The following is a 25,222-nucleotide window of genomic DNA, read 5'->3' as shown; positions in this document are numbered from 1 at the left end:
ATAATAGGAGTTATAAGTAATGAATATTTTATTTATTGTTTCTGAAACATTAAAAAAACGTCTTGGGGGAACAAATCCCTTGAAGCCTTTAAGAAACCAGGAAGAAATTCATTATGGAGTTTCATACATATCTGCCATGTTAAAAAAGCATGGTTATAATACAGATGTGTTTGTAGTTACAAGATATACAAAAAATGCAGAAATTGATAAAGCTATAAATCAATTTAAACCGCAGTTAATTGGTTTCTCAGCAGTTTTTAGAGAATTTGAAAGTATAGCTAAAATAGCTAAATATATAAATGAAACACATCCTTCAATATTACTGCTTGCCGGTGGAGCTCACCCAACTTTAGAACCCCAAGAAGCAATAAATGCGAGCTTCGACATAGTATGCATAGGAGAAGGAGAATATCCTATATTGGAGTTGGTTCAACAGCTTGAAAGTGGACAAACTCCCACAAAAATCCATAATTTATGGATAAAAAAAACAGATGGGACTATTGAAAAAAACCCAACGAGACAGTTCGTACAAAACCTGGATGAACTTCCATATCCAGATAGAGACATTTGGCAAAAGTGGATAAAGAATAAAAAGAGTATTCATAATGTCATAATAGGAAGGGGTTGCCCATTTAACTGTACATATTGTTGTAACCATGTATTAAGGCAAGTTGCTGAAGGTAAATATGTAAGGTTTCGCTCCCCTCAAAATGTAATAGGTGAGATTAAAGAGATTATTGAAAAATTTCCGGATACCGATACCATCTTTTTAGAAGCTGAAGCTCTTAATTTAAACCAAGAATATTTGTATGACTTTTGCGACCAGCTTGCTCAATTTAATAAAACTCTTAAAAAACCAATATCATATGGAGCTAATATACGATTGATTGCTAACTTTGACGCAGAGAAAACAATGCGGTATTTTACAAAGGCAAATATAGTAATCGTAAATATCGGCTTGGAATCAGGCAGTGAAAGGGTACGAAGAGATATATTAAAAAGAGGAGAATACACTAATGATGATGTTAGGCGTGCCGTACGTGCAGCAAAAAAATATCACAGGCATACTATGTTATTTGTACTGTTAGGCATTCCTAGTGAAACATATCAAGAATTCGAAGAAACACTTGAAATTACAAAAGAGTGTCGTCCAAGTTTTATTCACTTAGGTATTTTTACACCTTATCCCGGAACAGTATTATACGACTATTGTGTTGAAAACAATTATATATCTAAGGACACTTATCACGAAAAGGGACGAAGTGTTGCTTCCCTTGATATGGAAGGATTTTCTAAGAAGCAGGTTCAAAAGGAGTATTACAACTTCTTTGCTAATGTATATGCAAAAAGTAAGTTTCAGCACATTAGGATAAAGTTATCTTCATATTTGATTTTGAAGTGGAATTTATCTTTTGTTTTCGAGCGTACCTTGAAGTATATTCGTTCAATTTAACATTTCTTTTAATATAATTAAGGAGATGACATCGATGGAAGCAGAAATCCGCGACAAGATATGCAAAAAAATAATACCTAAAATTGAACCATTTGGTGAATTCTATTACTTTAATTGCTTTTACAGTTCCTTGATTCCGGTTATTCTACTCTATAATAAAAGCATTATGCCAATATTAATAAATGGTATATTTACGTATAGAATTAACCATGAAATAGATGATTTGTGTTTATGTGCCGGATATGAACACATAACTAATTTAAAGGATATTTTAAATGAACAGGGTATAGTTCTTAATGCAAAAGAAAAGTCAAATTGCATTATAGATGACATTATCAATTCAATATCTTCAGAAAGACCTGTTATCACTTGGGTAGACTGCTTCTATGAATCAATAAGAGATGACTTATATATGAAGGAACATTGGCGTCATTCTATATTATATTATGGTTTTGATCTTTCCGAAAGGCTTTTCTATATTATTGAGCATGATAAAAGGGATGATATTGAATATCGAAAAAAAACCATATCATTCGAAGATGTCATAAACTCATACCAAGGGTATCTTAAGCATTTTCATCAAAATAATACTATGTCTTATATTGATTTTAGCTGTCTGAATCTTATATCAGATAAAGTGGATATGGAGCAATATAAAAACAAATATCTTGAGAATTTTAGATTATCCAAAAAGAAAATAGATAAAGGACTGGTAACTCTAAAAGATACAATCGATAAATTATTAGAGTTGATAGACGATGAAGATTTGTTAAGTCAAAAATGCGAAAAAATCTTATTAGGTTTTAATGACATTATAGAAGCTAAAAGAACAGAAAAATATTTAGTAACCAGATTGTTTGGTGAAAGCAATACGAAAATCGCTATGCTTGACGAGGTTGCAACCCATTGGAAAGCAGTAAGGGCAGTATTTGCGAGGTATATTTATTCCAATATATATAGACAAAAATCCTTTTTTAATGCGAAAAATAGCCTCAAAGATATCTGTAATATAGAGCTAGAATACTATGGTAGTATGCTTAAATTATAAAATTTGGAGTGTCATATGTGTAGTTTTATATTAACAACTAAAGATATTATAAATAATAAAAAAGTAAATCGCTTTTCAGCTAAAAGAGGACCAGATCATACTGAAGAGGTAAAATTTGATAGGTATACCATTATTCATAATCTTCTGAGTATAACTGGAACATTTGTTAAACAGCCTTTCATAGAGGGCGATATTGCAGCTTTTTACAATGGGGAAATATATAATTATAAGGATTATGGTAAATTTTCCAGCGATGGAGAATGTCTTATAGAACTATATAAAGAGTATGGAAAAGATTTTTTTCGTAAACTGGATGGAGAGTTCGCAATTTGCATAGTAGATCTTGTAAATCAACGTATTGTGTTTAGTACAGATATTTTTAAAACAAAACCGCTCTGGTTTAGTTTGGATGGTAATGATATAGGAGTAAGCTCATATAAAAGTGATCTAGAGTATTTGGGACATTCAGATATCGTTAAAGCAAAGCCTAATACAATATATAATTATGATTTAAAAACCTTCAAACTAAAAGAGGAAGTTCTATATGAATTTGAACTCACGCAATATAAGGATTCCTTTGACGATTGGATTCGGGCTTTTGAAGCCTCAATAAGAAAGCGTACAGCGAATACCGATGAAAAGTTTTTTATAGGACTCAGTAGCGGGTATGATAGTGGAGCCATCTTCAACGAATTGCTAAAAAATCGGGTGGATTTTGCTGCTTATTCAATAGTTGGAGAAGAGAATGAGGCATTACTGTTAGAACGCCACAAAATGCATAATAATACTGTTGTTTTAGATAATAGCAAAGATAATCTCAACGTAATTATAAGGTACATTGCAAGGAACTGCGAAAAGTACAAACATCCGTATTATGATATGTTGCAAGATGAATCCAGCTGGGGGTTGGGACTACTATGCATGCAAGCTATTAAAGATGGAAGAAAGGTATTTTTATCAGGTTCAGGGGCAGATGAGATAATTTCTGATTATGGTTTTAGAGGGGTTAAATTGAATAATAACAGTCAATTCGGTGGACTTTTTCCCCAGGATTTATCTGCAATTTTTCCCTGGGATAATTTTTACTACGGAAGTCAGGAATGTTATCTTGCCAGAGAAGAGTATATTTGCGGCGCTTATGGCCTTGAGGCACGATATCCGTTTCTTGATAAAGCTGTTGTACAAGAATTTATATGGCTGAAGCCTGCTCTTAAAAACAAAGATTACAAAGCACCAATAAAAGAATACTTTGATAGAGTTAATTTTCCATATGTTGAGGAAAAAATAGGCTTCTTCTTTTTAAAACATGACTTTGATGTAAATAGTATTGACCCGTTAAATTTGAAAAAATAGTAGAGTCAAGTTGATTTTTTATAAAAGTTCCTGTGTATAACTAGAGGGGGGATATATACTATGCTAAACATAAATGATAATGAAGAACCTATATTAAGAAGGGGACTAATTAAAAAATATTTTAGATTAAAACATAGAGTGATTTTATTAACTTTTCCTATAGATAAGTACAATGATGTTATTAATATTTTGAGAAAATATAGTGAACTATTTATTTTCCTTGAAATAGGTGATATTAGTACATTAATGGCTCAAAAAGATATAAATATAATTACTCTATCTGAAAATTCAACAAAAAACGATATATTAAACATTGTTGACAACCTATTCAATTGTGATGATTTTGATGGCGATTCTTATAATATCGCAACTCAAAATAATGAACCTGTGTATGCTGTCATGTTCGAAGTAAGCAATACATACGAGAATATTCTTAAGGAAATCGGTTTTGAATACATGCTGCAAAGCCTTCCGAAAACTTTTTATGTTAAGGGTATTAAATGGATTGACAACTGCTTATGTCAATTTGAATTTACAAATATAAAAAGTTATAAGAATCTACAAACTAATAAAAAACCTGTGGCAATAATTATGAATGAAAGTCCCGGAAGCGGAGATTTTTATTTAATATATCCATATATTGATGAGTTTATAAAAAGACAAAAGGAATTAGGAAATGATGTACATATATTGACTGTCAAGGACTCTGGGTTATATATTTCACTAAATATGTATGATAAGGGCTATAAAGTTTTTGGCTGTCAGATTGCTTATATAAACGCAAGATTTTATGAAATAGTAATGAAGTCAGGGTATTATGCGGATTGTTACTGTATTTCAATGAACCCATTCAAGTTTCCCGGTAAGTTTATGCATATAACTGATATATGGGCTATAGAACTTGGGATTAAAGAAGACTTTGATTACTTTGGAGCTGTGGAGAGAGACTCGTTGCTTGTTAAATGTTTATCAAATATAGAAAATAAAGAACTTATAGATAAAATTACCGAGGACAAGAGGCCTATAGTGGGAGTTCAATTACATACCATGTCGGAGGGAATGGACGAAGGGAAAAATTGGACATATAAAAGTATAATAGAATTTGCTGATATGGCGAGAAATAATGGTATTACTCTAATAAATCTTAGCCCAAATCCATATGGAGAAATTACAGGAATGATAGACGCAAGTTTTCTAAAGAAGAATGAGGTATTTTATTTAATATCAAAGCTTGACGCGGTAGTAGGTGTAGATAGTTTTTGCGGACATATGGCTGCTCTGTTGGGTATACCCAATATTACTATCTGGGTAAAGCAGTATCCCGATATTTTAAACCCCTATGACCAATATTATATTCTAAGAAGTTTCAGGCCACTTAGGATGAACTATAGCATTTGCACAAGAACCTTAAAACCTGAAAATATAAAGCCGGAACTTGTTTTTAGACGATTACAGGAAGTATTATCCGGGGATATAACTCTTAGTAAAAATAGAATATCTGCTGAAGAAACTTCAGCAGGCGTGTTTGTAGAAATGCTAGACTTAGAATAATGTATATTGGGTAGGAGGAACAAATTAATGTGCCATATATTTTATATATTAAATCACTCGGGTGTTGACTCTGAAAAAGTTGTTCAATTTAAAGAAGGATTGAAAAAGGAATTTCTTATTTGGGGCTATAGTGTATCTGAAAAACTTGAAGAACTAAAGACGAACAATGTGTTATTTATTGATACTTTAGATTTTAATAACATATCAAAAGAAAATGTATCAGTTATCGTTATATCAACCGACATTCCGGATATAAATACTTCTATCATAACAGCTGAAGATTTTTATGGTATGTCCTATAAAGTTGATGCTGTTTTGTTTACAGAAGGCAATATTCAGGAAAGGTATAGAGGATATCAGCACATTCAGTTTTCACCGGCATTAATGATGTTTGATTTTAATAATATAAACTTTACTGATATTGTAGCATTCTTAATTAATAAAAATAGTATTGCCTAATAATAACCTATTTTGAGTAAATTACAATTTTAAGAATATTATTATAATTATTCAAAAGGAGATAGTAATGAGAAGTCTGTTGCCACTAACACACCCGCAAAAAAGAATATGGTATATGGAGAAAATTTATCCCGGAACATCACTATATAATATCGGAGGACCTGTACATATAAAGGGAAATGTTGATTTTGAATTACTTGAAAAATCCATAAATATATTCATAAAAAGAAACGATGGTTTGAGACTCAGAATTACTTCTAACGAAGGCGAACCCATGCAATACTTGACAGATTATGAAGAAACCAAAATAAATTTCTTTGATTTTACAAGCTATGATAAACCGGAAAAAGAATTTCAAAAATGGGTGGACACTGAAGCAAGGACACCTTTCATATTAGAAGACAACTGTCTTTTTTATTTTGCGTTGTTTAGAATTACTGAAAAGGATACAGGCTATTTTGTGAGATTTCATCATATTATATCCGATGGCTGGTCTATGAATATAATGACACAGCAAATATGTGATATATATGTTAAGCTGGTAAATGGTGAAGAGGTAGCTGAAGCCAATGAATTTTCTTATTTACAATATATAGACAATGAGAGAAAATACATTGAGTCCGATCGGTTTATAAAGAACAAGTTATTTTGGAGTGAGCAGTTAAAAGATTTGCCTGATGCATTTTTAAATAAGAGTTCTGATTGTATAGAAGGTGAAAGAAAGACATATGAACTTAGCGAGAAAATATCAAATAAAATAAAAGAATATTGTTCAGTAAAAAAGTTTTCTTTGAACACTTTTTTTGTTTCCTTATTCCTAATCTATTTACATAAAACTTATCAACAAGATGATATTATTATAGGAACTCCGGTACTAAACCGGTCTGGAAGCAAGGAAAAGAAAATGATCGGTATGTTCACTACTACTATGATGTTTAGATTTCAGGTAGATAGCAACGAAGAAATATCCGAAATGTTTAAAAAAGTAACATCTCATCTTATGAACTGTTATTTTAACCAGAAGTATCCCTATGACATACTGTTTAAGGACTTTGAATTAAAGAAAAAAGGGTATGACAATTTATTTAATACCTGTGTGAATTATTATAACACAAGGTTAAATAATGAAATTAACGGGTTGCCCATTGAAAACACAGAATTTTATAATGGAAATCAAATATACTCTCTACAATTGGTAATTAAAGACTGGTCAGATACGGGAAGACTGAAACTTGATTTTGATTATAAAGTAAAAGATTATACACCAAAGCAAATTGAACGTATTTATACGCAATTAATGTACTTATCAGACCAGATTTTGAATGGCTCTTGTACCACCATCAATCAGCTAAGAGTGATAAGCAAAGCCGATATGAATCGAATACTATTTGAATACAACTCCTCAAAAAGTTATTATCCTAAGAACACAACAATTTATCGACTTTTTGAAGAGCAGGCCCAAAAAACCCCTGACAATATAGCTATTTGCTATGGTGATGAGAAGCTGACATATAGAGTGCTAAATGAAAAAGCAAATCAGTTAGCCAGGTACCTTATTAAAAAAGGTGTAAATAGGGAAGCAATAATAGGACTGATAACCACTCACTCCATTGAGTCTGTCATAGGTATACTCGGAATATTAAAAGCAGGTGCGGCGTATCTGCCTATTGATCCTGAGTACCCGGAGGATAGAATCAAATATATGTTGGATGATTGCAAGATATCAATTATCCTTACAAATGGCGATATGGCAAAAGAACTTGATTATAAAGGTCAAGTTATTAATTTGGAATTAGCGGAAATATATACAGGAGAGACATGCAATCTTGATTTCTTAAATGAACCTGACGATTTAGTATATGTAATTTATACTTCAGGATCTACCGGAAAACCAAAAGGTACAATGGTAGAGCATCGTGGATTGGTCAATTATATCTGGTGGGCTAAACAGATGTATACAAGAGGTGAAAAGGAAGTATTCCCGTTCTATTCATCTTTAGCCTTTGATCTTACTGTTACATCTATTTTTACACCTATAATTTGCGGAGGTAGGATTGAAGTTTATAGCAATGATGATGATGAGTATGTTTTATACCGAATAATGAGGGAAAACAAATCGACAGTTATTAAGTTAACACCATCTCACTTATGTCTTTTGAAGGATATTGATAATTCAGGGAGTTCTGTGAAAAGATTTATTGTTGGTGGAGAGGACTTAAAAGTTAAAGTTGCAAAAGAGGTATATGACAGTTTTAACGGGGATATAGAAATATATAACGAATATGGTCCTACTGAGACGGTTGTCGGTTGTATGATTCATAAGTATGATCCCAATGCCGACCAAGGGACTTCGGTACCTATCGGTAAACCTGCACATAATGTTCAGATATATTTACTTGATAGCAAACTTGAGCCTGTACCCCCTGGAGCAACAGGCGAAATTTTTATTTCAGGTGATGGGGTTTCCAGAGGGTATATAAATATGCCTGAGCTTACCTCAGAAAGATTTATAGCTAATCCGTTTATAGATGGTAAGAGTCTGTACAAGACAGGGGATCTAGGGAGATTTAATGATGACAATATAATAGAATATGTAGGACGAGCAGATCGGCAGGTAAAGCTACGGGGGTATCGAATAGAACTTGGAGAAATAGAAAAAGCTATATTACTTCACAAATATGTTAAAGATGCCATTGTGACAATACAAGAGGATAAACAGAAAAATAAAGTTTTATGCGCATATATTGTTGAAGATAAAAGGATATCTGAAGAGGATATAAGGGAATTTCTTATGGTTAGCCTACCAAGCTATATGATACCCCAATACATTGTTTGGATAGACAAAATACAGTTGACATCAAATGGCAAAATAGATTTTGAAATGCTACCTAAACCTTATTTTAATAGTTTTAACCAAGAAGTGAAAAATATCCAAGTTAGCGGTTTAGAAGAGATTATATATAAAGTTGTAAGTGAGGTTCTAGAATTAAATTCAGTTGGAGAGGAAGATAATTTCTATTACCTTGGTGGTGACTCTATAAAGGCAATTCAAATTGCTGCAAAACTAAACAATATAGGATTGAAAGTAAGAGTAAAGGATATTTTGGCAAATCCAATTTTAAAACAAGTAGCTTCATTGGTGAAAGACCATAGAAACTTGAATAAGTCTGATAACGAATTATGCTGTGGAAATTTAAAATTAACTCCAATAGTTTCGTGGTTTTTTTCCAGAGAATTTATAAATCAAAACTATTATAATCAGTCAGTTATGCTTGAACTTAAGAAACAAGTAGGAGTGAAAGAACTTGAAAGTGCCATAGATCAAATTATTAAATATCATGATTCTTTAAGACTTAATTATAACCCTTTAACAAATGAACTCTTCTATAATAATCGACATATGGAATCATCTAGTAGGATAAAAGTATTTGATTTATCAAACCTTTCCCATGAGGAACAATGTGAAAAAATCGTAAGTATTGAAGAGCAAATCAAATCGGGTTTTAACATAGAAAAGGATTTGTTGATTAACAGTTGTGTATTTGATTTAGGGCCTGCCGGAAAAAAATTATTGCTTACAGCGCATCATCTTGTGGTTGATGGGGTGTCGTGGAGAATTATTCTAGAAGATCTAGAGAATCTATTAAGAGCTAAAGAAGGTAATATTAACTTTGAGTTCCCGCAAAAGACATGCTCTTATAAGAAATGGTCCGAGGCTCTAATCCAATTTAGTGAAAGTGAAGCAGTTCAGGAAACAGAATACTGGAATAGTATTTTAGAGAAGAATTTTTCATTTCCCACGGATAATATTACTGCTGTGGCTTATCAAGGAGAATGCATTGCTTTATCTGATGTAATATCCGAGAAGGATACAAAGCTGTTACTTTCAAAAGCCAACCGAGCTTATAATACCGAAACAAAAGACTTATTAATAACGGCCCTTTCATTAGCTATAAATAAATATACAGGGAAGAACAGTATTGTTATTGAGGTTGAAGGACATGGCCGTGAAGAAATATTTGATGAAGTAGACATTACCCGAACTGTGGGATGGTTTACTAGTATTTATCCTATTGCTTTTGAAATCAATGGAGAAGAACTTCCACAAACCATTAAAAACGTTAAGGAACAGCTAAGAAAGGTACCCAACAAAGGTATAGGGTTTGGAGTATTAAAATATATGTCTCCACAGATACAAAGTAATGGTAAAAGGTTTATAAGATTTAATTATTTAGGTGATATGACGGGAATATCGGAAACAGAATACTTTAGTATATCAAATGGACATATAAGTATTGATACAGCCACTGAAAATCAATTTACATGTTTAGTGGAAATAAACGCTATGGTAATTGACAACTGCTTAAAAGTAACATTTATATATAACAAAGAAGAATTTAAAAAGGATAGTATAAAGAGATTCGCAGAACTTTATATGGATAGCATAACTAAAATAATTGAGCATTGTTCAAGTAAAGAAAGTGTAAGTTTTACGCCATCAGATTTTGAGACTATAGACTTGTTACAAGATGAGCTGGATTTATTATTTTTATAAAGGTGATTAATAAATGAAAAGAATAATGTATAATGCAACAAAATTAATAGTGTTTTTTGCAATGATACTTGTAAATGTTATACTACCCAATATTGCATTGGCAGATAAAATGGAGAACTTTTTTACTGATAATAAAATTCAGAAGATTGAAGAGCATATCAGTAAAACAATGAAGAAGGGAAAAATACCGGGAATATCAGTTATTATTGTAGATGGAGAAAAAACAGTTTATAAAAAAAGCTTTGGATATAAAAATTTAGATAAAAAAGAATTTGTAACAGATAAAACACTATTTGAAATTGGTTCTACTTCCAAAGCTTTTACAGGCTTGGGCATATTATATATGGAAAGAGAAGGATTGATTAATCTGGATGATCCAGTACGTAAATATATACCTTGGTTCAGTACGAAGTATAAAGGAAAATCTATGGATATTACGCTTCGTCAATGCTTATATCATACATCTGGAATACCTTTTAAATCTATTGGGGAAATTTCCGTGGATACGGGTGATAAAGCTCTTGAAAACTGTGTAAGAACATTGGAAGACCAGGAATTAGAACACTATCCGGGAGAAAGCTTTCTATACGCAACTATTAACTATGATATATTAGGATTTATAATTGAAAAGGTAACCGGAGATTCTTATGAAAACTTTATTCAGAAGAACATATTGAACCCATTGGGACTTAATGGAACTCTATTAGACAGACATGAGGCATATTCAAAAGCAAACATGGCAACAGGGTATAAACCGGGATTTTTAAGAGCACAAGAGTACTATGCACCTACTTTTAGAGGAAATACTCCTGCTGGATACTTTATAATGGACTCTGGTGAAATGGAAAAGTGGCTGAAAATTCAGATGCTTTCATATAATCTTCCGGAAAAATATATAGATTTAATTAAGAAGTCTCATATTCCAGATAGGACGGTAAGTCCAACTGATGGAGGTTCTTCATATGCCGCAGGTTGGGAAATTTACCAAAAGGGTTCAGGGGAAATAAGTCATGCAGGTTCAAATCCAAACTTTGCATCATATATCACATTTAGACCAGAAGATAAAGTAGGTGTAGCTGTTCTTGCAAATTTGAATTCTGATTTTACCGGGGCTATTGCTCGGGGAATTATGGATATTATAATGGACCGAAAGCTTTATAATAAGACTGTTGATATGATGTTGTCTATAGATAATATTGCATTCACAATATTTTGTGTTTCTATTTTATTATTCGTACTTACTGTAGTTTTTTTAGTTATTTTTGTACTAGAACTGATTCGTAAAAAAAGAAAGGTTATTTCTACAAAGCAAGCAAATTATATAGGTTTATTTATTACACTTATTTCTATTGTTGGTCTGGGTTATTGCCTATACATCATTCCAAGAGTTCTTTATAATGGCTTAAACTGGAATTTTGTTTCTGTATGGGCGCCGTCTAGTTTTATACCTTGTACTATTTCATTATTTGCTACATCAATTGTTTTTCTGGCTTATTTTCAACTTGATAACCTTTTTCCAAAGAAAAAAGATAAACCATTTTTTCCATTGATTGTATTAAGCTTCATAAGTGGTTTTGGGAATGCATTTATTATTTTTGTAATTAATGAAGCATTAAATAGAAAGAATGCAATCCAAAGTGGACTGTTATTTTATTTTTTCCTTGGGATAATGTTATATGTATTCGGACAAAAGCTTATCAGAAAAGAAATGATAAGGTTAATGAATAACATAATTTACGATAAGAGGATTGAGCTTATTGAAAAGACTCTGAGAATGCCCTATTATGAATTTGAAAAGATTGAGAGCGGTAAAATTCATACAGGATTAAATAACGATACAGAGACTATAAGCAGGCTTCCCGGTGTGACTATAGGAGCGTTGACAGGAATTGCTACACTGCTATGTTGCTTTGTTTACTTGGGGACAATTAATATTTTTGGCTTACTATTGTCAGTGTTGATAATTATCATAGCAGCAGGATTATATTATATTATTGGAAAATCTGCAAATAAGCTTTGGGAGAAAACCAGGGATATTCAAAATGTTTTCATACAATTCATAAATGATTTTATACAGGGGTTTAAGGAATTAACTCTTAAAGTAGCAAAACGCAAAGATTTTAGAGATGACATGGAAAGTTGTTGTGCTGAATATAAGGAAAAGAATATTGCTGCATCAGATAAATTTGTAAACGTCTTTGTTATTGGAGAACTTTTATTCACTTTCGTAATAGGTGCCGTTGCCTTTGTCTTTCCTCTAATATTTGATAACATTCAGACAGACTCATTAAGGGCATACATTTTTGTGTTCTTATATATGACCAATCCTATCCACTCAGTGTTAGACAATATACCTGAAATATTCAGAATCAGGGTGAGTTGGAAAAGGATAAACGAGTTAATTGAAAAGTTACCTCAGGATAATACTATAAAACTAATTGAAGAAGTGAATAAAAATATAAAAGATATAATAAGCAGTGAAGGGGTAAATATCAGATTAGATAATGTAAAGTATACATATTGTAATGATGATAATAAATTTATTGTGGGGCCTATAAACTTAGCTTTTCAGGCAGGAGAAATAACGTTTATTACCGGAGGAAACGGTAGCGGAAAAACAACTCTGGCAAAGCTTATAACAGGCCTTTATAAGCCAGACAGCGGAAGCATAATAATCGAAAATAAAAAAATGGGGTATAGAGAGCTTGGTGAATATTATTCAACAGTTTTTAGTGATTATTATTTGTTTAACAAGCTATACGGAATAGACTACGAAAAAAAGGTGGAAGAAACAGATAAACTCTTAATAATGCTACAAATTGATAAAAAATTAGGTGTAAAAGATGGTGAATTTAGTACCATTCAATTATCAACTGGACAAAGAAAAAGAGTTGCACTTCTCGTAAGCTATTTGGAAGATAGAGGTGTATTTCTATTTGATGAATGGGCTGCAGATCAAGATCCGTTATTTAAAAAGTATTTTTATGAATCTCTCTTGCCTCAACTGAAAAAGGCTAATAAATGTGTTATTGCTATTACACACGATGACCATTATTTCCATACTGCAGACAAAATAATAAAACTGAATATGGGAAAAGTGGATGAAGTAAATATCAAAAATAAGGAAAAAACAGGAGGTATATATGCAACAGAAATTATGTAACAATTTAGGAATTATGGGGAATGCATTTAGAGTTATGCCTGTCCTCGATTCCGTTTTCGGATATGATATTGCTGTTGATGATGTATTCAAAGCTTTGATAAGCCATAGTTCCTTAGAAGAGATTACATGTATATGTGATTCTTTACAGTTTCAAAAAAGTGCTATTGAGAGAAAGTATAATAATTTGAGTCGTCGGGGAAAAGCAAAAACTAAATTAAGTATTTTTTCTGAACTTGATGTCCTACAGTATCAAAAGAAAGCTAATATAGATTTGTTACATAATGTAAGCATGGAATTTATACCGTTGGTATTTTTGAGGGAGTTTTTTACTGATTTTAAAATTCCTATAACATATACTATTCATGGAGCAAGTTATCCAAATTATATTGAAAGTTTTTATTTAATGAAGCTACTTATGCCGTTTAGAAAATATGATTCTCTGATATGTACATCAAGGGCGGTAAAACACGTAGTGAAAGAAATGCTTGATAATATAAGCAATTCACTAAATGAAGTATATAACAGTGATATCAAATATGAAGGTAGATTAGATATTATCCCACTTGGGGTTGATACTGAGAAGTTTACTCCGAGGGACAAAGTAGCAGTTCGCAGGGAATGTGGAATACCTGAAGATGCATTTGTATTACTATGGGTAGGAAGGATATCTGCGTATGATAAAGCTGACTTATTGCCCGCTCTTTTGGTGTATAAGCGTCTTCTTGAAAAAAACCCGGATAAGAAGTTATTATTTGTTCTTGCAGGACATGATAGAAAAAATATGCCCATGATACCACAAATAGAAAAATATATAGCTGAATTAGGTATAAGTGACAAGGTAAAAATTATCTCTCAAAATGATGTTTCAAAACGCCATTTATTGTTTTCGACAGCAGATGTTTTTGTTTCACCAATTGATAATGTTCAGGAGACATTTGGTATAACTCCTATTGAAGCTATGGCTTGTGGAGTACCCCAGGTTGTTTCTGACTGGGATGGCTATAGAGACACTGTAGAAGATGGAGTTACAGGCTTCTTAATTCCGACTTACTGGGCAAATTGTGATGAAGATATTAAGGAAGCAGCATTGTTTCCATCGGAACCAATGCATAGAGTAGGACTTCATCATCTTTTATTAAGTCAGTCTGTTGTTGTTGACTTAAATCGCTACGAAAACGCGATACAGACATTGTTAGATAACCCACAGCTTTGCAAACAAATGTCTGAGAATTCGTTTAGAAGAGCAAGGGAAAAGTTTAGTTGGCAGAGCGTAATCAAAGAATATGAGAAACTTTGGGAAGAATTATGTTTTTTAAGAACTATAACACCTGAACAGGATATGAGTAACAAATTGAGGTTTATACAACCTATATACTGTAAGGCCTTTTCTCGATATCCAACGTATTTTATTAATGATAGTACTTTTATTCATATAACTAGGGACGGGGAAAGTGTACTTGAAGGGAATAGCCCTTTGCCGTTTCACTATTCTATTGAAAATCATTTGCTTGAGTTCCAGTTAGCACCGGAGATTCTGAAAACGGTTAAAGATGTAGGAACAAAGGGAATATCATTAGCTGAAATATTAACGATATATAGTGAGAAATACCACAAGAGTTTAATCCGAAGAAGTGTTATGTGGTTAGTAAAGCAAGGGCTAACGGACTTAAAATTATCGTAATATCTTGTTAGCAAATGTAAGAACTTAAAATTAGGAGATAATATTTATGTGTATAAAGAATCTGAAGATTGTTAAGCCTCCGATATATTGCTATTTACATCATGCCTATTCTCTCACGGCATCAATTGATCATAAAGATTTTCAAAAATGGTTCTTAAGTAACTATATACAGCTAGAGTATGTTTTGGAAGATAATACGTTAAATTTTTTTAAATTTGTAATTGCCGGTATCTGTATTTACAATCCGTTATTAGATTATAGAATCTTGGATTTAGATTTTATACATAGAAGTAACACCAATATCATTGATTTTATTGTGAGCAGTATTGATATGGGGTATTACGTAACCACGTATCTGGATGAGTTTTATATTCCAGATAGAGAGGCATATCAAAAGAGACATTTTAGGCATGATAACATGATATTTGGATATGATTTAAGTAGAAAGATACTAAAAATTATAGGATATACTGATAAATATGCATATAATGAATCATGTATCAGTTTTTCGGAATTTGAAAGTTCATACAATCATTCTGTTGAAAGAAGAAATGATGTGATACTATTAAGGCCAAAGGATGAAAATTCTTACTTACCATCCTTCGATTTCGATATAGTAAATGTTAAAAATTTATTGGAGGACTTTTTGCTTTCTAGAAATACGTCGGAAAGGCTTAGAATAATAAATAATCCTACAAAAAATGTGATTTTCGGTATGTCTGTTTACAGGGAGATAATAAACAACTTTAAATCAGTCCTTGAAGAGGATAAAAAAGAATGTAATATGATAGCCTTGCATGTACTTTGGGAGCATAAGAAAACTATGGTTTCCCGTATTGAATATCTTATTGATAACAACTATATAAATAGGGATAGCAATCTGCTTGAAAGTTATAGCCAGTTGCGAAACAAGGCTCTTAGTTTCAGAAATATGATAATAAAGTTTAATATTAATAAAAATAGAAGGCTTGTTGAAATGGTAATCGCCGGTTTAGAGAAAATGGTTGAGACGGAAAAAAAATTAGTAACTGATTTGCTTGATAAATTGGCGCATTTTTAACACCATAATTTGCCCGTTTCTTAACAGTATTTTTGCATAGGTGCGCATGGTTTACTGATTAGCAAAAGGCTATGGACAAAACTGCCCATAGCCTTAAATATAATCTTCTATAGTTTGAAACTTTTAATAAGTTCCGATAGTTCTTCAGACATTTCTGCCATTGCTTTTGAAGCAGTGACTATTTCTTCTGTCAAAGCAATTTGTTCTTCACTGGCTGCTGATACCCCTTCTGCGTTAGCGGCAAACTCATGACTTGTCTCATTTATTTGCTGCATTGTATCCTCAAAGTCACGGCTGCTTTCGGTCATTATTTTTACACTTTCGGTTACATTAGCTACGATACCCTTTAGTTGTTCAGCTTGTTGGTAAATTACAGAGAAAGTTTCTCCATTTTCCTGAATAGCTTTTACACTTGAATTTACAGATTTTATACTGCTATCCATTTTATTAACAGCTGTGTCAACTCCGCTTCGTACTTCAACAATTAACTTTGCTATCCTGCCGCTGGCGTCAGCAGATTCTTCAGCTAGTTTTCTTATTTCATCGGCGACTACACTAAAGCCTCTGCCGGCTTCTCCTGCTCTTGCCGCCTCAATAGCTGCATTTAAGGCGAGTAAGTTGGTCTGTTCAGCTATACCGGTGATTAATTCAATAATCTCTCCTATTTGATTGGAAGTGTTCCCTAAATTGAAAATAACCTTTGAAACACCTTCAGTATCAGCTTTAAGGTTATTGATACTATCAATGGACTCACTAGCAGTCTTGCTTCCTCTTGTAATATCATCTATCATACGTACAGTAGTTTTTTGCATATTATGTGTACTTGTATTTACTTCGTTGATTTGGTTTATTAAATTTCTCAAATTCAACAATGCCGAATTAATATTTGTCGATTGCTCCTCAGCACCGGTGGAAATACCAAGAATTGTTCTACCTACATCCTCGGCTGCTGTACCAACCTGCTCGCCGGATGCATACAATTCCTGACTGGAGGCAGCCACTTTGTCAGCTGTTTCATTTATCTGAGTTATTATTGTCTTAAAATTCTGAATCATGCCTGAGAAAGAATTTGCCAGCATACCTAGCTCATCTTTCCTTTTTAGAGAAGCTTCGGGGATATAAACCGTTAAATCTCCATTTGCCAATCGTTCTGCTTGATTAGCGGCTGCAAGTATAGGTTTTGTTATTTTTCGGGATAACAGATAAATAACAATTGCTGAGATAATAATACTTACTAAAATAACCATAAATAATATTAATTTCAGATTATTTATTATTTTCATATATGCAGAAACTGGCTTGTAGGATAATATATACATACCGTACTTGTCACTGTTGCTGTAAGCTGCCATATATTTATTTCCATCAAGGGTAAAAGTACCAACACCTGATTTGTTTGATTTTATTGTATTGTAGAAATCCTGCAATCCTAAGGCCTTGTCCTGGAAATTCAAGGATAAAACTAATTTTTCTTCTGTTGATGATAAAACAAGTCCTTCAGAATCTAAAATAAGTGTTTTAAAATCACTTTTAGAAGAATTACTATTAATGATATTTTTGGACACATTATTCAATTCTATTGCCATTGCTACTGTACCAAGGTGTTTGTCATTGTTCTTTACAGGAGTTACTATTGTAATAACAGGGCGACCGGTAGTAGGTGATACTCTTGGTTTACGTACCAGTAATTTATCTGCGCTTCCCATTGTTTCATCTTCCCAACCTACAGATTTACCCCCGATACCATCAGCTATATCTTTGTTTTTGTACATTAAGAATACATTCTCGAAGAGACCGTTTGCCAGATTAAAATTATCCTCTAAATTCTTTGAAATCTTCTGAACAACTGCCGTATCCGGGTTAGTGGAGTTAATAGTTGCATCAGTAAGAGGATCAACTATACTAGGCTGCATTGCAATTGACTGAGCCTGCTTCTCTAAATCAGTCAAGGCTAATTCAATCTGGTTTGCTTTTTCAACGGCAATATTTAGCAATGAATTACTGGCTGAGTCGCCCAAATACTTTTCTGAAAAATAACTTGCTATAAACAAACTTATCATCATAGGTATTAGCATACACAACACAGACACCGTAAACACTTTCCAACTCAACCCTCTGAATTTGATTGCATTTTTAATACGCATCTGTTACCTCCTGTTATTTGAAGAATATTGTATAATTTACACCAATAAGCAAATTATTAATTTGTCTATCGGTAGTATATTATCCTGATGCAGATTTACCGAACTATTACATAGTAGAAGCAATTAAATTTATAACATGAGTTTATCTGTATTGCCGTTTACTTTATTTAGTCTAATTTGAATTTTGAGGAACAAGTTGTTAATATATAAGAATAGATTAAAACACATCATTCACAGTTATTATTCGACAATTTTCCCTAAATTCCTTTATTTTTTACAAGAATTTTTAACTTTATAGCTGCCAATTTTAAACACTAGTAAGTACCTTGGAACGTTTCTTCTGTATTTTTCATATTCCTTTCCAAATACAGTTGAGAGGTGCTTTTCTTCTTGTAGAATAAGTAAATGAAAGGCAATTATATTAATAAACCATATACCCAAGGTAATAATATTGGAATAACTAAGGAAAACACCTAAAAACATAAGATTAAAGCCAACAAAAGCAGGATTTCTGCTATATTTATAGATTCCGTTGGTAAGAAGGGTTGTCTGTGAACTTTTGTCTATACCCACTCTCCATGAAGTTTTCATAAAAACAATTGCCAAAATAAAAATGCCTGAACCTAAAGCTGTTATAAGGATACCTGTATATGTAATAAACATACTTTTAAATATATTACCTGTAATATGAGATATCTTGTTATGAAATACAATCTCGGATATCCAGGATACTAACCACAACGTACTGGAAGTCCTGACAAACAGTTCCGTGAAGTAAATGGAAAATTCCTTATTGCCTTTAGCAAGAACATTGGCTTTAATTCTGTTATTTTTCTTTAATATTACAAGCTTTAGAATATAGCTTAATCCAAAGATGATAAGCAACATCAAAGAAATGAAATCAGTTGTCTGCATAAGAAAACCTCCTATAAATGAACATATGAACAATCATTCATAAATAATATTATATTATTTCGTGGGAAAAAGCAATAAATACTAATAATGTGTTATAATATTGCAAAAATGGATATACAAGGAGGAAGGTATGAAAAAAAGATTATTACATTTATTATCTATTATTGTATTGGTTACGAGCTTAAATTTGGGGTTCATTACAATAAATGCAGCAGAAACTACCCAAAGAGTTACTATCACTAACAAGGGGTCACACTATGAAGTAATATTAAATTTTAAAGGTGAAAAATCTCACGAAAAAATCGGAAAGGAATACGGCTCTGAAATTTTAAAATCCGTTCCTGAATATGAAGCCATTATAGACTCATATTTGGCGGAAATTACGTCAAGTGATGAAGTTTATAATTTAATGCTGCAAAGGATAAATGACATTGTTTCTCAAATAGATAAAGACTATGTTGATGAAATAAAGGGAATTGCTTCAAATTTCACAGGTAAGGATAAGAATGTACGAGGCGATGGCAAACTCTCAACAGGTGAGATGTTTTTAATGAATTTATGCCCAGATGTAGTCAGGCCTTCACAATGCAGTGGGGCAGGAGTATATGGAAGCAAAACTGAAAAGAATGATAATATAAGCATGAGAATATTGGATTGGTATGCTGGGTCTGAAAATCAATTGGCACGAATCCAGTCAGTGGTTACATTTAAAAATTCTAAAAAATCAATCTGTACTATAGGGTATTTAGGATATATGGGATGTATATCTGCCTTCAATGATAATAAGGTATTTGGTGCAATTTTGGATTCAAGTACGGGAGAAGAATACAGTTCTAAGAGCAAACGTTCATATCCCTTTGACTTAAGATATGCACTTGAAAATTACACAACAATTAATGGAGTTGCGTCTTATCTGAAATCTCCAATAAGAAATTATACATATGGACATTTAATACTTTTAAGTGACGACAAAGTAACTAAGGTATTGGAGAACAATATAAGCGGAAAAGAAAACAGTATTAGAGATGTAAGAACTGAGAAGTCAGAATTAAATGAAGGTATTACCTGGGACATTGTTGATTCAGTTGGCACTGTGAATTCCTTTATGTTAAAGGGTAATTTGGATAACTACTCCAATAACCCTTTTAATACCAATAGATTTTATAGTATGAAAAAAGTATTAAAGGAGCAAGGGGAAAAGTTTACATTTGATAACATGAAAGCTGTAGCATCATATTATCAAGGTGAGGAACCTGGACTTCAGAACGATGGAGACTTATATAATACCAGAACCCAACAAATAATTGTTTTTGAGCCTGCAATAAACAGATATGAAGTATTTTTCAGACCTGTTACAGGTGAATTGCCTAAAATACCTGTCTTTGAAAAGATACCTGTTCTATTTTAAGTAAGAATAGCTCTATTTCTATTGAAGTAAAGGCTATTGTTAACCAATATTAAAATAATGGTTGACAATAGCCTTTATTAATTATATACTCTTATTACCAGGTAATAAATATTATATATAAAGCGTTAGGAGGAGAGCTATGGAAAGTAATATGAAAATACGTCAAATGGCAATTATAGGGGTTATAACGGCTGTAATCTGCATCTTGGGGCCATTATCCATACCCATAGGCGTAGTGCCCATTACCTTTACAAATCTTGCAATATATTTTGCACTTTATACCCTTGGTATGAGAAAAGGAACTCTCAGCTACATAGTCTATATGTTGATAGGATTAGCAGGACTTCCTGTATTTTCGGGATTTTCGGGTGGTTTGCCAAAACTTGTTGGTCCAACAGGAGGCTATATAATAGGATTCATTTTTATGGCACTGATTGGAGGCTGCTTTATAGATAAGTTTTGGGATAAATGGTATTTGTCATTAGTTGGAATGGTTATAGGTACAGCAATTTGCTATTTGTTTGGTACAGTCTGGTTGGCATATCAAGCACATATGTCTTTGGGTGCAGCTTTTTCAGTAGGTGTAATTCCATTTATTATGGGGGATATGATAAAAATTCTGATAGCAGCTTTGGTAGGACCACAGATTCGCAAGGGTTTGATGAAAGCTAATTTATTCAGAGTATCTTTTTAACACTCTACTCCCGTATAAAACTATATCAATGTTTGCTTCTAAGATATTTGAAAAGCTTCTATCGGCTCATTTTAGGATATTTTACCGTCGCTCACATTCACCGTCCATGATTCATCGTGTCGCTAAAACCTACATCGTGATAGGTTTTACGGTAAAATATCCATGTTCGCCGAGAAACATATTCAAATATCTTTAACCAAGCTTCCATTGATAAATAATACTCTAAGTACAGGTTAAAATAGATAAAACAATTATGCGACAGCCCACTATAGCACAACTTACAGTTGAACAATCTTTGTGGCAATATTATTGCAAAATTCGATATCATGTTCTACAAAGAGAATAGTTGGTTGATGCTCCAATAGCAGTTCTTCAATCTGCATTCGTGAAATTACATCAATAAAATTCAACGGTTCGTCCCAGATATGCAGGTGAGCCCTATCACAAAGACTTTTAGCAATCAATACCTTTTTCTTTTGTCCTCCGCTGAAATCAGAAATATCTTTCTCAAACTGTACTCTGGAAAAGTCAAACTTCCTTAAAATAGCCTTGAAAAGGCTCTCGTCAATTTCGTTGGCTCTGGCAAAGTCTCTTAGATTTCCATTGAGGTTGGTAGTATTCTGGGATACGTAGGAAATCTTTAGCTGATTTGGCTTCCTGATGATTCCGGTATAATTAAGTTCTTCACCGCAAATAAGCTTTATAATACTTGATTTGCCTGAACCGTTTTTACCCATGAGAGCAATTCTGTCACCTTGTTCTATGGTGAAGGTTACGTTATGGCAAGCTGTTTTATCACCATAGAATATAGACACATTTTCCATCTCGATAAACCTGTTTGTATGAAAATTGAGTTGTGTAATTTTAAGCTTTTCAGAGCTTTCAATGTTCTTTAGAAGCTTGGATTTTTCCTCAATTGCAGACTGCTGTCTTTCTTGAATGACTTTTGAACGACTCATCATTTTCTTTGCTTTTGCACCTTGGTAAGGCCTGCGTCCTATACTTTTTTCAGTACGGGTAGGGTCAAAACCAATCTTTTTTGCTTCGGCTTTATTAGACCATTCAGATGTCCGCCTTGCTGATTCTGAGAGCCTTTTGATATCTTTTTTGAGCTTGTCGTTTTCCCCACGTTCATAGTTATCCTGCATCTCTTTATTTTCCCACCATGAAGAAAAATTTCCCTTCTGGATTTCAATATTAGTTTTATTAATAGAAAGGATATGGTCAATGCAATTATCTAAGAAAGCTCTGTCATGGGATACCAAAATGAAACCATGCTTTGTGCGAAGATAATCGCTGACAACCTGTCTAGCATTTATATCCAGATGGTTTGTAGGCTCATCAATAAGCAAAAAACTGTTCTCTTTTAGAAAAAGAGTTGCAAGTAAGACCTTTGTTTGCTCGCCGTTGGACAGAGTATCAAAAGGTCTGTATAAAACATCGTCATCAACCTCTAATAAAGATAGCTCACGTATAACCTCCCATAGAACATAATTGGGTAAGATTTCCTCGATAACATCTATAGTATTATTTTTTTCGTTTTTCACCTCATAAGGGAAATATTCAAAGTTAACTTTTGATGAAATACTACCGCTGTATTCATATTTACCTAGCAGGAGATTGAGAAATGTAGTTTTTCCTCTGCCATTCCTCCCTGTAAAGCCCAGTTTCCAATCAGTATCCAGCTGAAAGCTTACATTTTCAAATATATTATCATAACTACCATCATAGGCAAAAGTTAGGTTAGTAACATTAATTAAAGACATTAAATATCCTCCTGTATAAATAATATGAGCTGCAAGAAAGTTATTTTTTCCGCAGCTCATAAAAATACAGCAAGACCCCTGTCTAAGGGCGACAGGGAACAAAAGATATACCGAATGAGCCAAAAAAATAAGTAACTTTCTTGCGTTGCACAACAAAACAAGGGATTACTCCCATAAATGTCATTGTTTGGTTGTGTATTAAAATCAGCAAGAATAATTACTTCATCTTTTCAACTCCAATCATTTATTTGTAAATAGAATAACATGCATAATCCAATAAATCAACAACTTTAAATTGCAGATAGATATTGTTAGAGGATTTATTTATTCAAAAGTAGAATATGCAAATAAATACATTTAATGTATATTAGATAAATAATTAACAAAATTATAAGAAGGACGTGAATATTATGAAAAAAGCAAGGCAAAAGGTACTTGCCTTTATAACAATACTTGCCCTTATCTGCTCTATCACAAGTAATGTATCCATTTCCAAAGCAGCTGTATCAACGGATATTTATGGGGATTTGAACAGTGATGGCAGTGTTGACGGACTTGATTTCGCAGCATTTAAAATTTATTTATTAGATAATGACAGAGGCTTCCCGGGAGATGATCGCTTTAAGTATGCAGATTTAAACGGGGATGGAGTTGTTGATGTTCTGGACTATGCTTTGTTGAAAAGCTATATACTTGGAAATATTAGCAAATTCCCTGTGGAATCAATAAATAATGTAAAAATCCCTTGGGACTGGGCAGGAATTGTAGGTACTGGACAAAGCCTTTCGGTTGGTGCGGAAGGGAATCCTCCAGCTACAACCCAGCAGCCCTTTAACAATCTGAAACTTTCACTGGAAAAGGTTATGGTTCCGCCATTTGACCCAGATAATAGCCTGTTTAAGATGATTCCTCTAGTTGAGCCCGTAAGGGAATACGGCTATTACTATGGTGGTGCTTATCCGGGAAACATTTTCGGTGAAACACCACATTCAGCAATGGCAAATCAAATTACATCTCTGGTTAGAAATGCTTCGGGAAAAGACTATATTTCAGTACACACTGCGATAGGTGAAACAGGACAAAGTATTAATGCCCTAATCAAGGGAGCACCTGAAACAACTTATTCAGGACGTGCATATGCAGCTACATTATTTGAAGTTCAGGCAATAAAACGACTAGCACAGCAAGAAGGTAAAACATATGGAGTAGGAGCTATTATAATTACTCATGGTGAAAGTGATTCAGGTAACACAAACTATGAAAATCAGCTACATACATTATGGCAAGACTATAATCAGGATATTAAGGCAATTACGGGACAGACCCAGAACATACCTATGTTCATTGTCCAGCAGAATTCATGCGGAAGTATAGGAACTTCTACATCTACACTGGTGCAATGGAAAGCAGGTTTAGATTACCCTGGAGATATGGTTTGCGTTGGACCAAATTATCAAAGGCAATATGCCGCTGATGGGGTGCATTTGACAGCAAGCGGATATCAGCAGCTAGGAGAGCAGTTTGCCAAGGTTTATTACGAAAGGGTAGTCCTGGGACATGACTGGCAGCCATTGCAGCCTATAGGTACCGAAAGGAGCGGGAATGTTATAACGGTGAAATTCCATGTACCTGTTGGCCCACTGGTTTGGGACACTTCAATGCCTGAACCAAATCAAAGCACTCTTACAGAATGGAAAAACGGAAAAGGTTTTGAAGTATATACACAAAGCAAGCGAATAGCCATACAGTCAGTTGAAATAATAGGTGATTCAGTAAAAATAACATGTGACGAAGATGTACCATCAACTGGAGTTAAGGTAGGATATGCTTTCACAGCGGGTACAAGCAGAACAGGGGGAACATGCAGATGGGGACTTCTGCGGGATTCGGACACATTTGTGGGATATAACAGTGGAAAACCCCTTCCGAACTTCTGCGTTGCATTTGAAATGGAAGTTACTTAAAAGTGTAT

General features: G+C 33.1%; 15 protein-coding genes. 12 read left to right on the top strand and 3 right to left on the bottom strand.

Annotation, left to right across the window (positions count from 1 at the left end; translation table 11 throughout):
- Window positions 1-19 precede the first annotated feature (19 nt).
- The 9 genes from K412_RS0107225 (at window position 20) to K412_RS0107185 (ending at window position 16,323) form a co-directional block, all read left to right on the top strand.
- Window positions 20-1,453 carry a B12-binding domain-containing radical SAM protein gene (locus K412_RS0107225; protein WP_024832480.1) on the top strand — a complete coding sequence of 478 codons (1,434 nt, stop codon included), beginning with the start codon at window positions 20-22 and terminating at the stop codon, window positions 1,451-1,453.
- 34 nt (window positions 1,454-1,487) lie between these two features.
- Window positions 1,488-2,501 (top strand): cysteine peptidase family C39 domain-containing protein, encoded by a 1,014-nt coding sequence (locus tag K412_RS0107220; protein WP_024832479.1) that lies wholly within the window; start codon window positions 1,488-1,490, stop codon window positions 2,499-2,501.
- 15 nt (window positions 2,502-2,516) lie between these two features.
- Complete coding sequence (locus tag K412_RS0107215) at window positions 2,517-3,854, top strand: asparagine synthase-related protein (protein WP_024832478.1); 1,338 nt, start codon at window positions 2,517-2,519, stop codon at window positions 3,852-3,854.
- Window positions 3,855-3,914: 60 nt separating this feature from the next.
- Entirely contained in the window at window positions 3,915-5,405 is a 1,491-nt protein-coding gene (locus K412_RS0107210; RefSeq protein WP_024832477.1) for a glycosyltransferase family 9 protein, read from the top strand.
- Between the two features lie 27 nt (window positions 5,406-5,432).
- Complete coding sequence (locus K412_RS0107205) at window positions 5,433-5,864, top strand: hypothetical protein (protein WP_024832476.1); 432 nt, start codon at window positions 5,433-5,435, stop codon at window positions 5,862-5,864.
- Window positions 5,865-5,931: 67 nt separating this feature from the next.
- Complete coding sequence (locus tag K412_RS0107200; RefSeq protein ID WP_034847293.1) at window positions 5,932-10,419, top strand: non-ribosomal peptide synthetase; 4,488 nt, start codon at window positions 5,932-5,934, stop codon at window positions 10,417-10,419.
- A 13-nt stretch (window positions 10,420-10,432) separates the two neighbouring features.
- Window positions 10,433-13,582 carry a cyclic peptide export ABC transporter gene (locus tag K412_RS0107195; RefSeq protein WP_024832474.1) on the top strand — a complete coding sequence of 1,050 codons (3,150 nt, stop codon included), beginning with the start codon at window positions 10,433-10,435 and terminating at the stop codon, window positions 13,580-13,582.
- Window positions 13,563-15,263: a glycosyltransferase family 4 protein gene (locus K412_RS0107190; RefSeq protein WP_024832473.1), complete on the top strand. Its 1,701-nt coding sequence runs from the start codon at window positions 13,563-13,565 to the stop codon at window positions 15,261-15,263. Before K412_RS0107195 ends, K412_RS0107190 begins: the two co-directional genes overlap by 20 nt.
- 46 nt (window positions 15,264-15,309) lie before the next feature.
- Window positions 15,310-16,323, top strand: a complete 1,014-nt coding sequence (locus K412_RS0107185) for a hypothetical protein (RefSeq protein ID WP_034847290.1) — start codon at window positions 15,310-15,312, stop codon at window positions 16,321-16,323.
- Window positions 16,324-16,430: 107 nt separating this feature from the next.
- Here the strand turns inward: K412_RS0107185 and K412_RS0107180 are convergent, their stop codons facing one another.
- Together K412_RS0107180 and K412_RS0107175 are read right to left on the bottom strand one after the other, a co-directional pair.
- Window positions 16,431-18,467, bottom strand: a complete 2,037-nt coding sequence (locus K412_RS0107180) for a methyl-accepting chemotaxis protein (protein WP_024832471.1) — start codon at window positions 18,465-18,467, stop codon at window positions 16,431-16,433.
- Window positions 18,468-18,734: 267 nt separating this feature from the next.
- Window positions 18,735-19,382, bottom strand: coding sequence for a methyltransferase family protein (locus tag K412_RS0107175; RefSeq protein ID WP_024832470.1), 648 nt, complete (start codon window positions 19,380-19,382; stop codon window positions 18,735-18,737).
- Between the two features lie 130 nt (window positions 19,383-19,512).
- On the opposite strand from K412_RS0107175, the gene K412_RS0107170 reads away from it, so the two are divergent.
- On the top strand, window positions 19,513-20,790 hold the full coding sequence (locus tag K412_RS0107170) for a C45 family autoproteolytic acyltransferase/hydrolase (protein ID WP_024832469.1): 1,278 nt from the start codon (window positions 19,513-19,515) through the stop codon (window positions 20,788-20,790).
- A 139-nt stretch (window positions 20,791-20,929) separates the two neighbouring features.
- Complete coding sequence (locus K412_RS0107165) at window positions 20,930-21,484, top strand: biotin transporter BioY (RefSeq protein WP_024832468.1); 555 nt, start codon at window positions 20,930-20,932, stop codon at window positions 21,482-21,484.
- Between the two features lie 278 nt (window positions 21,485-21,762).
- Here the strand turns inward: K412_RS0107165 and abc-f are convergent, their stop codons facing one another.
- Window positions 21,763-23,250: a ribosomal protection-like ABC-F family protein gene (abc-f, locus tag K412_RS0107160; RefSeq protein WP_024832467.1), complete on the bottom strand. Its 1,488-nt coding sequence runs from the start codon at window positions 23,248-23,250 to the stop codon at window positions 21,763-21,765.
- A gap of 410 nt (window positions 23,251-23,660) precedes the next feature.
- Here abc-f and K412_RS0107155 point away from each other — a divergent pair, with 410 nt between their 5' ends.
- Window positions 23,661-25,214: a dockerin type I repeat-containing protein gene (locus K412_RS0107155; RefSeq protein ID WP_024832466.1), complete on the top strand. Its 1,554-nt coding sequence runs from the start codon at window positions 23,661-23,663 to the stop codon at window positions 25,212-25,214.
- The last annotated feature ends 8 nt before the right edge of the window (window positions 25,215-25,222 follow it).

Source organism: Ruminiclostridium josui JCM 17888 (assembly GCF_000526495.1).
GTDB lineage: Bacteria > Bacillota > Clostridia > Acetivibrionales > DSM-1351 > Ruminiclostridium > Ruminiclostridium josui.
Note: the sequence above shows the minus strand (reverse complement) of the source record. Positions and strands in the feature narration are given on the sequence as shown.